The organism is Streptomyces akebiae (assembly GCF_019599145.1).
Classification (GTDB): domain Bacteria; phylum Actinomycetota; class Actinomycetes; order Streptomycetales; family Streptomycetaceae; genus Streptomyces; species Streptomyces akebiae.
Genome location: NZ_CP080647.1, coordinates 519,845 through 530,768, shown reverse-complemented (window position 1 = coordinate 530,768; position 10,924 = coordinate 519,845). Strand labels below are relative to the sequence as shown.

Sequence of the window (10,924 nt, the reverse complement as noted above, 5' to 3'; positions counted from 1 at the left end):
CTACGTGGGGTTCGTCGGGAGGAGAAACGTGTCGGGCAGGCTCAAACAGCCCACCGGCCGTTACGGGGGCAGATCCGCGGCGGAGCGCCGGGCCGAGCGCCGGGACCGCTTCCTCGACGCGGGTCTGCAACTCTTCGGCGACAGCCCCGGCTTCCGGGGGACCACGATCGCGGCGCTGAGCGAGGCCGCAGGGTTGTCGACGCGCCAGTTCTACGAGGAGTTCCGCTCCCTGGAGGACGTGCTGGCCGCCCTGCACCTGCGGGTCAACGACTGGGCCGAGGAGGCCGCGCTCACCGGACTGGCCACCGCGGAAGGGGAGTCGATCGCCGAGCGTGCCACCGCCGCGTTCCTCGCCTACGCCGCCAATGTAACCGGCGACCCGCGCCGACTGCGCATCACCTTCACCGAGATCGTCGGCGTCAGCCCCCGTATGGAGCGCCAGCGCCTCGAACGCCGCGCCCGCTGGATCGACTTCATCTGCGCCGAGGCCACCGCGGCCGCGGAGCGCGGCGAGGCCGTCCACCGGGACTACCGCATCGCCGCCACCGCCTTCATCGGCAGCGTCAACGGCCTCCTCCACGACTGGCAGGCCGGCTGGGTCGACGCCCCCCTCGACGAGGTGGTCGACGAACTGGTCCGACTGCTGCTGGGGATACTGCGACCGGAGGGTTGGCGACCGGAGGAGGGCGGAGGGGCGGAGCGGTAGGGGGGCGGCGGGGTGGTTGTGCGGGTGCGGGTGTGGGGGGCTTCTCGCGCAGTTCCCCGCGCCCCTGAAAGCAGGGGCTGCGCCCCGGGCTTTTCAGGCCGCGGAGATGTCGCCTTTCAGTCCCGCGGGCGTCCTCGCACGCTCAGCCCGCCAGTCGGTTCACCGCGGACAGGACGGGGGCCACTCCGTCCTCCGCGCGCAGTTCCTCGGCCAGCGCTCGGGCGCGACGGCCGTACGACGGGTCGGTGGTCGCCCTTCGCAGAGCGGCCGTCAGGGCGGTGGCCGTGAAGCCGCGCAGCGGGACGGCACCCGGGGACACCCCGAGGGCGACCAGACGGGCCGCCCAGAAACCCTCGTCGAACTGCACGGGTACCGGAACGGCCGGGACCCCGGCGCGCAGGCCCGCCCCCGTCGTGCCCGCGCCCGCGTGGTGGACGACGGCCGCCGTCCTCGGGAAGAGCAGGGAGTGCGGCACCTCGCCCACGGTGAACATGTCGTCGCCCTCGCCCCGCAGTTCGCCCCAGCCCTGCTGGATCACCCCGCGCAGCCCGGCCGCCCGCAGGGCCCGTACGATCTCGCCGCTCATCCGTTCGGGAGCGGGCACGGTGGCGCTGCCCAGGCCCACGAAGACCGGGGGCGGACCGGCGTCGAGGAAGTCCAGCAGCGGGGCCGGCAGGCGGTCCTCGCGGTCGTACGGCCACCAGTAGCCGGTGACGTCCAGCCCGGCGCGCCAGTCCCCGGGCCGTGGCACCACCCGGGGGCTGAAGCCGTGGAACACCGGCCAGCCCAGCCGCTCCCGGGCCCGCCGCGCGGCCACCCGGCCGGTGGGCGCGAGCCCGTACTCCGCGCGCAGTCGGCGCACCTCCTCCGTGAAGATCCACTCGACGGCCGTGTTCACCGCGTGCCCTGCCGCCCGGTTGACGACCGGACCCCAGGAGCGCACCCCGGTCATCGGAGGCGCGAACTCACCTGTCGGCGCCAGCGGTTGGAGGTTGACGCCCAGGCTCGGGATCGAGAGTCCCTGGCCGATGGTGTGGCCAAGAGGTGCCAGGGTGCCCGCCAGCAGCAGGGCGTCACTGGCGCGGGCGGCGGCCACCAGATCGTCGGCCATCCGGCCCACCAGACTCCGGGCCATCTCCATCGCCCGGTACAGCTTCCCGGCGCCGGTGGAACTCCGGTGCAGTCCCTGACCGCGCTCCGACTCCAGCTCCGCCCGCGGATCCACGGGCAGAGCGTGGAAGACGACCCCCGAGCCCGCCACCAGCGGTTCGAACCGGCCGTGGGTCACCAGCGTGACCTGGTGCCCCGCCCGCACCAGCCCGTGTCCGAGCCCGGTGTACGGCGCGACGTCACCCCGGGAACCCGCCGTCATGATCGCTACACGCACGCCCGCCAGTATGGCGTCGCGGCCACGCCCCGTCAGGGGGGCCCGCACGGCGATGACCCGAAAATGCCCCCTGTCCGAAAGCGCGCCGCGCCTCGGGTCGGCCGACTACCTCGGGAAGGTCGCACCGACCGTCGAGGACCGGTCAGCGACGGCCACGAAGGCGGGCCCCGCGTTGCGCGGACGCCGGGTGCGGCAACTGCCGTCGGGGCCCGCCGCGCGCAGCGCCGAGCCGACCAGGGCCGTGGACAGCCGTCGGCCCGCCGCCGTGAGCGTCCGGGACGGCGCGGCGCCCCGGACCGCCCGAGCGTCACCCGGGCAGAGAAGGTCCAGTTCGGCCGGGAGGAGAGGCCGATCCGCACCGGACGTCCCTCCGCACGCCCTCCGCGGTCACTCGTCCCAGGCCTGGATCATGGTGTGGTCGACGATCTTCCCGTCCTTGAGGGAGATCATCGAGCTCGCCAGGACCTTTACCCCGTCGGGGTATTCACAGGATTCGGTGAACGCGACCTGGTCACCCTGGACCAGACACTGCTCGACCTTGTGGGTCATCTCCCGGCTGCAGACGTCGTCGAACATCGCGCCGATCTCGGACCGGCCGTGCAGGACCTTGGGGTGGCTGGGCTGGGTGTTGCGGTCCACGACGCGCAGTTCTGCGTCGTCCGCGTAGAGCGACGTCAGTGTGGCCGCGTCGGCTTCTTCCGTGCCCCTGCGCAGCGCTTCGACGTCGAAGGCGGGGCTGGTCGAGGTGCCCATGGATGGCCTCCTTCGAAAGGCCGTGGCCCGGCATGGGTGAACGGGCCGCGAACGGCCTCTCCCTCGAGGCTCCTCCGCCGGACGGGACACGGCAAGCGCAAGCGCGACAGGCGCCGCGCGGTGGGGCACGCGGTCCCGCGTTCGGGTATGCGCCTCCCGGGTGAGCGGCCGTGACCGTCGGGGGCCGGGAACCGTTGCTGAGGGCATGATCTCAACTCGACGTATCGTCGCCGCCGTGGGTCTCGCCGTCGGTGTCACGGGGCTGGCCGCACCGATGGCGAACGCGGACGCCGTCGCGGAAACGACGCAGCTCAACCCGATGACCACGCTGGACTCGCTCGCCGCCAGTGACCTCCCCGAGGAGCACAGGGCCGCCCTGTCGCGCCCCTCGCAGCAGCTCAAGAGCCTCGACCAGGTCCACGAACTGAACCGCCTCAACGAGTTGCACCAGGTCACCGACATGGCCGCTCCCGCCCTCGGCCTGCTGGGCGCCATCGAGTAGCGGAGCCGGTCGCACACGACGGGAGCCCCGCCACGCGCGTCGTGGTGGGGCTCTTGACATGCGCGGGGGCCGGGCAGAGCATCACGGAACAGTAACGTAATTGAATTTCGCACTAAGAACGCTCAAGAGCGATCATGCTCGATCGCGTACCGTCGTCGATACGTAACCCGAGGAAGCCGCATCATGGCCATCACCCGTGACCTTCTGATCGGCGGCAAGGACGTGCCCGCCACGTCCGGCCGCACCGCCGAGGACCTCGACCCGTACACGGGGGAGGTGTACGCGACGGTCGCGGCGGCCGGGCCGGAGGACGTCCGGCGGGCCGTGGACGCCGCCGACGCGGCTTTCGAGGAGTGGGCCGCGCTCACCCCCTTCGCCCGGCGGGCGATCTTCTTCAAGGCCGCCGACCTGCTGGAGGGCCGGGGCGACCAGGTCGCCGACATCATGGCCCGCGAGGCGGGCGGCACCCGGCCGTGGGCGTACTTCAACGTGGCGCTCGCGGCGAACATCCTGCGCGAGGCGGCGGCCGCGATCACCGCGCCGCGCGGCGAAGTCCTCAGCAGCCAGAAGGAGGGCGCGCTCGGCCTCGCGGTACGCGAACCCCTCGGCGTGGTGGCCGCGTTCGCCCCCTGGAACGCGCCCGTCATCCTCGGTGTGCGGGCCGTGGCGGCGCCGCTGGCCGCCGGCAACACCGTCGTCGTCAAGCCCAGTGAGGACGCCCCGATCGCCTGCGGACTGCTGGTCGCGGACGTGTTCCGGGAGGCGGGCCTCCCCGACGGCGTGCTCAACGTCGTCACCAACGCCCCCGAGGACGCGGCGGAGATCGCCGAGGCGCTGATCTCCGACGCGCGGGTGCGCGCGGTGAACTTCACCGGCTCCACCGGCGTCGGCCGGATCATCGGCGAGCACGCGGCCCGTCATCTCAAGCCCGCCGTACTGGAGTTGGGCGGCAAGAACGCCGTGATCGTGCTCGATGACGCCGACGTGGACTACGCCGTCGACGCCGTCACCTTCAGCGTCTTCATGAACGCCGGGCAGATCTGCATGTCCGGCGACCGCATCCTCGTCCACGAGTCGCTGGCGGCGGAGTTCGCTCAGAAGTTCACCGCCAAGGTCGCCACGCTCCAGGCCGGCGACCCGAACCACCCGCACACGGTGGTCGGCCCGCTGGTCAGCGCCGACGCCGCCCAGCGGATCGCCGCGCTGGTCAAGGACGCCGTCGCCAAGGGCGCCACGGTGCTCACCGGGGGCGGGCAGCCGGAGGGCGCGGTGCACCCGGCGACCGTGCTCACCGACGTCCCCGAGGACGCCGACCTCTACTACCAGGAGTCCTTCGGACCGGTGTGCGTCCTGCAGTCGTTCGCCGACGACGCCACGGCCGTGGCCGCCGCCAACGACACCGACAACGGCCTGAGCTGCGGCGTCATCACCGAGAACGCCACCCACGGACTGGCCGTCGCGCGCCGGATCCGTACCGGCATCGTGCACGTGAACGACCAGTCGGTGGCGGACGAGCCGATGGCCCCCTTCGGCGGGGTGAAGGCCTCCGGCTACGGGCGCTTCGGCGGCCGTTGGGGCATCGAGGCGTTCTCCAACACCCGCTGGGTGACCATCGCCGGCCAGCAGTCGCACTTCCCCTTCTGACCGCCTACCGGTCCTTCCCGACGGCCGGGATCACCCGGCCGTCGCGAGGAACTGCGTGGCCGCCAGCTCCGCGTACAGCGGGTCGGCGGCCACCAGTTCACGGTGGGTGCCGACCGCGCGGACCCGGCCGGCGTCCATGACGACGATGCGGTCGGCCATCGTCACCGTGGACAGCCGGTGCGCCACGACCAGCACCGTCGTCGTACGGGCCACATCGGCGACCGTGTCGCGCAGCGCCGCCTCGTTCACCGCGTCGAGCTGGCTCGTCGCCTCGTCGAGCAGCAGCAGCCGGGGCCGGCGGAGCAGGGCCCGCGCGATGGCGACCCGCTGACGCTCACCGCCGGAGAGCTTGGTGCCCCGGTGGCCGACCAGGGTCTCCAGGCCCTGCGGGAGCCTGGCGACCAGTCCGTCCAGGCGGGTCGTCTTCAGCACACGGCCGACCTCGGCCTCGTCGGCCCGCGGGTTGCCCAGGAGCAGGTTGTCCCGCAGCGTCCCGGACAGCACGGGCGCGTCCTGTTCGACGTACCCGATCGCGGACCGCAGCCGGGACAGGTCCCACTCGGCGACATCGCGGCCGTCGACCGTGATGAGCCCCGCCTCGGGGTCGTAGAACCGCTCGATCAGCGAGAAGACCGTGGTCTTGCCGGCACCCGAGGGGCCCACGAACGCCGTCATGCCCCGTGCCGGGACCTCGAAGGTCACCCCGTGGTGGACGTACGGCAGATCGTCGGCGTACCGGAAACGGACCTCGTCGAAGGCGAGCGCGGCGGGCGCCGCGTCGGAGGACGGCAGCGGGGCCGGACGGGCGGGCGGTTCGGCGGGCAGCCGCAGCGCCTCCTGGATGCGGGCGAGGGCGGCGGCACCGGTCTGGTACTGCGTGATCGCGCCCACGACCTGCTGTATCGGCGACATCAGATAGAAGACGTACAGCAGGAACGCCACCAGCGTGCCCACGTCGATCGCGCCGGTCGCGACCCTCGCGCCGCCCACCGCCAGCACGGTGATGAAAGCGATCTGCATGGCGAGTCCGGCCGTGTTCCCGGCGGCGGCCGACCACTTGGCGGCCCGCACGCTCTGCCGCCACGACTCCTCCGCCGCCGCGTGGATCGTCTCCTCCTCACGGTGCTCGGCACCGGACGCCTTGACCGTGCGCAGCGCGCCGAGGATCCGCTCCAGCGAGGCCCCCATCGCGCCGACCGCGTCCTGCGCGGCCCTGCTCGCCCGGTTGATGCGCGGCACGATCACCCCGAACACCACGCCCGCGCCCACGATCACGCCCAGGGTCACGAGCAGCAGTACCGGATCCACCAGACCCATCAGCACCACCGTCGCCACCAGGGTGAGCCCACCGGTGCCGAGGCCCACCAGGGTGTCGGTGGTGACCTCGCGCAACAGGGTGGTGTCGGAGGTGATCCGTGCCATCAGGTCGCCCGGTTCGCTGCGGTCCACCGCCGTGATCCGCAGCCGCAGCAGATACGACGACAGGGCGCGGCGCGCGCCGAGCACCACCGACTCGGCGGTGCGCCGCAGGACGTACGAACCCACCGCGCCCACCGCCGCGTTGCCCACCACCAGCGCGGACATCAGGAGCAGCGCCCAGGTGATCGTCCGGTCGTGCGACAGGTCGTCGATCAGCTCCCGGGCCACCAGCGGCAGGGCGAGGCCGGTGGCCCCGGTGACGAGGGACAGCAGCGCGCCCAGCAGCAGTGCCCCACGGTGGGGCCGTACATAGCCGAGCAGCAGCCGCCAGGTGGGTGGCTGCCGCTCGGCGGTGGTCTCAGGGGTGCTCACGAGGCTCCTCGGCAGGTCGGTCGGGGAGTGGGGACCGGGCGCGGAGCTTCAGCCTACGTCGGGGGTGAGGAGCGCCGGGAACGACTTTCGACCGCCCGGCAGGAGGGCCCGGTCCGGGGCGAGCGGGGTGTGCGGGGGTACGTTCGGTGGACGGTGGTGGCCTGCGGTCCTTTCCTGCGGGAGGCGGTAAAATACCCCCAAGGGTATATAGAGGAGTGAGTGGTCGTGGAGCTGGACTTCGAAGGCGATGAGCTCAAGTCGGTGCTGAACCGGCTGAAGAGGGCCCAGGGGCAGATCTCCGGGGTGATCAGGATGATCGAGGAGGGGCGCGACTGCGAGGACGTCGTCACCCAGCTGGCCGCGGCCTCCCGTGCCCTGGACCGGGCGGGCTTCGCGATCATCGCCACGGGGCTGCAGCAGTGCCTCACCGACGCCGACAAGAGCGAGCGGAACGGCGAGACGAACGAACAGATGCGGGCGCGGCTGGAGAAACTCTTCCTGTCGCTCGCGTAAGCACGTGCGGGCGCGGGGCCGCGGCGATGCGGGCGAGCTCCAGGCGTGCCCGACCGGCACGCCCCGCAGGGCCGTGGCCCCGGTCACCCGACCGCACAACCTTTTCGGCCATGGCTCCCTCGGCACGGGAGGCCCTACTCGCTGGTCAGTCCGTAGGGTGACCATGGGCGGGCGACCGCCGTTTCTCGGATCGAACGGAAAGGTTCACCATGGCGCAGGAAGTACGCGGCGTGATCGCACCGGGCAAGAACGAGCCGGTGCGGATCGAGACGATCGTGGTGCCCGACCCGGGACCGGGGGAGGCCGTGGTGAAGGTGCAGGCGTGCGGGGTGTGCCACACCGACCTGCACTACAAGCAGGGCGGCATCAGCGACGACTTCCCCTTCCTGCTCGGCCATGAGGCCGCCGGTGTGGTCGAGTCCGTCGGAGCGGGCGTCACGGATGTCGCCCCGGGCGACTTCGTCATCCTCAACTGGCGTGCGGTGTGCGGTAGTTGCCGGGCATGTCGACGTGGTCGCCCCTGGTACTGCTTCGCCACCCACAACGCGAAGCAGAAGATGACGCTCGCCTCGACCGGTCAGGAGCTGTCACCCGCTCTCGGCATCGGCGCCTTCGCGGAGAAGACCCTCGTCGCCGCCGGCCAGTGCACCAAGGTCGACCCGGCCGCCGCCCCGGCGGTCGCCGGACTGCTGGGCTGCGGGGTGATGGCCGGCATCGGCGCCGCGATCAACACCGGGAACGTGGGGCGCGGCGACAGCGTCGCCGTCATCGGCTGCGGCGGCGTCGGGGACGCGGCCATCGCCGGTTCCCGGCTGGCCGGCGCCGAGAAGATCATCGCCGTCGACATCGACGACCGGAAACTGACCACCGCCAAGAGCATCGGCGCCACCCACACGGTCAACTCCAAGGACACCGACCCGGTCGAGGCGATCCGTGAGCTGACCGGCGGCTTCGGTGCCGACGTCGTCATCGAGGCGGTCGGCCGCCCCGAGACCTACAAGCAGGCCTTCTACGCCCGCGACCTGGCCGGCACGGTCGTCCTCGTCGGCGTCCCCACCCCGGAGATGAAACTCGAACTCCCCCTCCTCGACGTCTTCGGCCGCGGCGGCGCCCTGAAGTCCTCCTGGTACGGCGACTGCCTGCCCGACCGCGACTTCCCCATGCTGATCAACCTCTACCTCCAGGGCCGCCTGGATCTGGAGGCGTTCGTCACCGAGACCATCGGACTCGACGACGTGGAGAAGGCCTTCGAGCGGATGCACGGCGGCGACGTCCTGCGATCGGTGGTGACCCTCTGATGGCCGCCCGCATCGAACACCTCGTCACCTCGGGCCAGTTCAGCCTCGACGGCGGCACCTGGGACGTCGACAACAACGTCTGGCTCGTCGGCGACGACCACGAGGTCCTCGTCATCGACGCCGCCCACGACGCCGACGCCATCGCCGAGGCCGTGGGGGACCGCAGGCTCGTGGCCATCGTCTGCACCCACGCCCACAACGACCACATCGACGCCGCCCCCGCCCTCGCCGAACGCACCGGCGCGCCGATCTGGCTCCACCCGGACGACCTGCCGCTGTGGAAGCAGACCCACCCCGACCGGCTGCCCGACCACTGGCTGGCCGACGGCCAGGTCATCGAGGCCGCCGGCGCCGACCTGACCGTCCTGCACACCCCCGGCCACGCCCCGGGCGCCGTCTGCCTCCACGACCCCGGTCTCGGCACCGTCTTCACCGGAGACACGCTCTTCTCCGGCGGCCCCGGCGCCACCGGCCGTTCCTACTCCCACTTCCCGACGATCATCGACTCCATCCGCGACCGCCTGCTCGCCCTCCCGCCGGACACGGTCGTCCGCACCGGCCACGGCGACACGACGACGATCGGAGCGGAGGCCCCGCACCTTCAGGAGTGGATCGACCGGGGCCACTGAGAGGCCCGCTCGCCGCGCCCCGCGCCCCCGCAGGGGCGCGGGAACGCGCGACACATCCGGCTCCCGGGCGTCGCCACCGAAAACCCGACAGAAGATGTCCGGCTTCCACGACATCCTCGTGTCGACGACGCCGGAACATCCACGGCGTCGGCAAGGTGACACCCGTACGCAATGGAGGTCGAAGATGTCGAAGCCGCTGGACGGCAGGATCGCACTGGTCGCAGGAGCCACGCGCGGAGCGGGCCGGGGGATCGCCGTGGAGCTGGGGGCGGCCGGAGCCACGGTCTACGTGACAGGGCGTTCCACGCGGGAGCGGCGCTCCGAGTACGACCGCCCGGAGACCGTGGAGGACACCGCCGACCTGGTCACCGAGGCGGGCGGCCACGGCATCGCCGTACCCACCGACCATCTCGAACCGGCACAGGTGCGGACCCTCGTCGACCGGATCGCCGAGGAGCAGGGCCGGCTCGACGTCCTCGTCAACGACGTCTGGGGCGGCGAGAAGCTCTTCGCATGGGAGAGTCCGGTCTGGGAGCACGATCTCGACAACGGGCTGCGGCTGCTGCGCCTCGCCGTCGAGACCCATGCCATCACCAGCCACTTTGCCCTGCCGCTGCTGCTGCGCCACCCCGGCGGCCTGGTCGTGGAGATGACCGACGGCACGGCCGAGTACAACGGGGCCAACTACCGCAACTCCTTCTTCTACGACCTCGCCAAGTCCGCCGTCCTGCGCATGGCGTTCGCCCTCAGCCACGAGCTGGGGCCGCGGGGCGCCACCGCCGTGGCCCTCACCCCCGGATGGCTCCGCTCGGAGATGATGCTCGACGAGTTCGGGGTCACCGAGGAGAACTGGCGGGACGCCCTCGAACGCGTCCCCCACTTCGCCATCTCCGAGACCCCCCGCTTCGTCGGCCGGGCCGTCGCCGCGCTCGCCGCCGACCCGGAGGTCGCCCGCTTCAACGGGCAGTCCCTCTCCGGCGGCTCCCTCGCCCGGACCTACGGCTTCACCGACCTCGACGGCAGCCGGCCGGACGCCTGGCGCTATATCGTCGAGGTCCAGGACGCGGGCAAGCCGGCGGACACGACCGGCTACCGCTGAGCACCCTCACCGCGGTTGAGCGGGCCACCGTCACCGTGATGCGGTGGCGGTGCCTGCAGCTGCCATCGTGCAGAGTGGCCGGGCGGGAGCGCCAAGTCCTCCCGCACGGCGACGTAATAGGCCTCCCGCCCGGCGCGCTGCCGCTCCAGCAGCTCCTGCCAGGCCCGGGGATCACGGGTCCCGGCGCGCAGGAACTCCTCCATCCTCATCACCGTGACGACCCAGGCGCGGGCCTTCTCCACCACCTCGGGGCTGCCGAGGAGCAGCAGTGCCTCGCCGGAGGGGTCCCGGGCGTCCGTCGCCTCCGCCATGAGGGGCGCGGCCTCCTCCGGTGAGAGGGGGTGGGGATGCGGGTCGTTGCCGAGATGGGAGGCGACCCGGTAGGCCAGGGTGATGGACTGCTTCAGAGCCCGCGCCCAGTCGGCGTACACCGTGAGCCGTCGCTCCTCCCAACGGGTCGCCCGCTCCTGCCGGAACCGCACCTGCTCGCCCCGCATCACCACCAGATACGAGCCGAGCGCGCCGATCACCACACCGAGCAGGGCCGGGAGTTGCTGGATGAAAGTTGACATGATCAGACGGTAACCGGGACGAAGATCGCG

The 10,924-nt window shown here is 72.1% G+C and carries 11 protein-coding genes; 7 read left to right on the top strand and 4 right to left on the bottom strand.

What is annotated here, in order from left to right; all coding sequences use genetic code 11:
- Positions 1 to 28: 28 nt before the first annotated feature.
- Positions 29 to 706 carry a TetR/AcrR family transcriptional regulator gene (locus tag K1J60_RS02325; protein WP_220644668.1) on the top strand — a complete coding sequence of 226 codons (678 nt, stop codon included), beginning with the start codon at positions 29 to 31 and terminating at the stop codon, positions 704 to 706.
- Between the two features lie 142 nt (positions 707 to 848).
- On the opposite strand, the gene K1J60_RS02320 is transcribed toward K1J60_RS02325, so the two are convergent.
- Both K1J60_RS02320 and K1J60_RS02315 read right to left on the bottom strand, forming a co-directional pair.
- Positions 849 to 2,078: a glycosyltransferase gene (locus tag K1J60_RS02320; RefSeq protein WP_220651230.1), complete on the bottom strand. Its 1,230-nt coding sequence runs from the start codon at positions 2,076 to 2,078 to the stop codon at positions 849 to 851.
- A 402-nt stretch (positions 2,079 to 2,480) separates the two neighbouring features.
- Entirely contained in the window at positions 2,481 to 2,846 is a 366-nt protein-coding gene (locus K1J60_RS02315) for a nuclear transport factor 2 family protein (protein ID WP_220644667.1), read from the bottom strand.
- 205 nt (positions 2,847 to 3,051) lie between these two features.
- Between K1J60_RS02315 and K1J60_RS02310 the strand changes: the two genes are divergently transcribed.
- On the top strand, positions 3,052 to 3,348 hold the full coding sequence (locus tag K1J60_RS02310; RefSeq protein ID WP_220644666.1) for a hypothetical protein: 297 nt from the start codon (positions 3,052 to 3,054) through the stop codon (positions 3,346 to 3,348).
- Positions 3,349 to 3,531: 183 nt separating this feature from the next.
- Positions 3,532 to 4,992 carry an aldehyde dehydrogenase family protein gene (locus K1J60_RS02305; protein ID WP_220644665.1) on the top strand — a complete coding sequence of 487 codons (1,461 nt, stop codon included), beginning with the start codon at positions 3,532 to 3,534 and terminating at the stop codon, positions 4,990 to 4,992.
- A 30-nt stretch (positions 4,993 to 5,022) separates the two neighbouring features.
- On the opposite strand, the gene K1J60_RS02300 is transcribed toward K1J60_RS02305, so the two are convergent.
- Complete coding sequence (locus K1J60_RS02300; RefSeq protein ID WP_220644664.1) at positions 5,023 to 6,783, bottom strand: ABC transporter ATP-binding protein; 1,761 nt, start codon at positions 6,781 to 6,783, stop codon at positions 5,023 to 5,025.
- Positions 6,784 to 7,008: 225 nt separating this feature from the next.
- Between K1J60_RS02300 and K1J60_RS02295 the strand changes: the two genes are divergently transcribed.
- From K1J60_RS02295 to K1J60_RS02280, 4 genes are all read left to right on the top strand, one after another.
- Positions 7,009 to 7,296, top strand: coding sequence for a metal-sensitive transcriptional regulator (locus tag K1J60_RS02295; RefSeq protein WP_220644663.1), 288 nt, complete (start codon positions 7,009 to 7,011; stop codon positions 7,294 to 7,296).
- A gap of 209 nt (positions 7,297 to 7,505) precedes the next feature.
- On the top strand, positions 7,506 to 8,594 hold the full coding sequence (locus K1J60_RS02290) for an S-(hydroxymethyl)mycothiol dehydrogenase (RefSeq protein WP_220644662.1): 1,089 nt from the start codon (positions 7,506 to 7,508) through the stop codon (positions 8,592 to 8,594).
- Positions 8,594 to 9,223, top strand: coding sequence for an MBL fold metallo-hydrolase (locus tag K1J60_RS02285; RefSeq protein ID WP_033528608.1), 630 nt, complete (start codon positions 8,594 to 8,596; stop codon positions 9,221 to 9,223). The genes K1J60_RS02290 and K1J60_RS02285 overlap by 1 nt, the downstream gene beginning before the upstream one ends.
- 184 nt (positions 9,224 to 9,407) lie before the next feature.
- Positions 9,408 to 10,322, top strand: coding sequence for an SDR family oxidoreductase (locus K1J60_RS02280; RefSeq protein ID WP_220644661.1), 915 nt, complete (start codon positions 9,408 to 9,410; stop codon positions 10,320 to 10,322).
- Here K1J60_RS02280 and K1J60_RS02275 read toward each other — a convergent pair.
- Positions 10,313 to 10,894, bottom strand: coding sequence for a hypothetical protein (locus tag K1J60_RS02275; RefSeq protein ID WP_259407519.1), 582 nt, complete (start codon positions 10,892 to 10,894; stop codon positions 10,313 to 10,315). The genes K1J60_RS02280 and K1J60_RS02275 overlap by 10 nt on opposite strands.
- Positions 10,895 to 10,924: the final 30 nt, after the last annotated feature.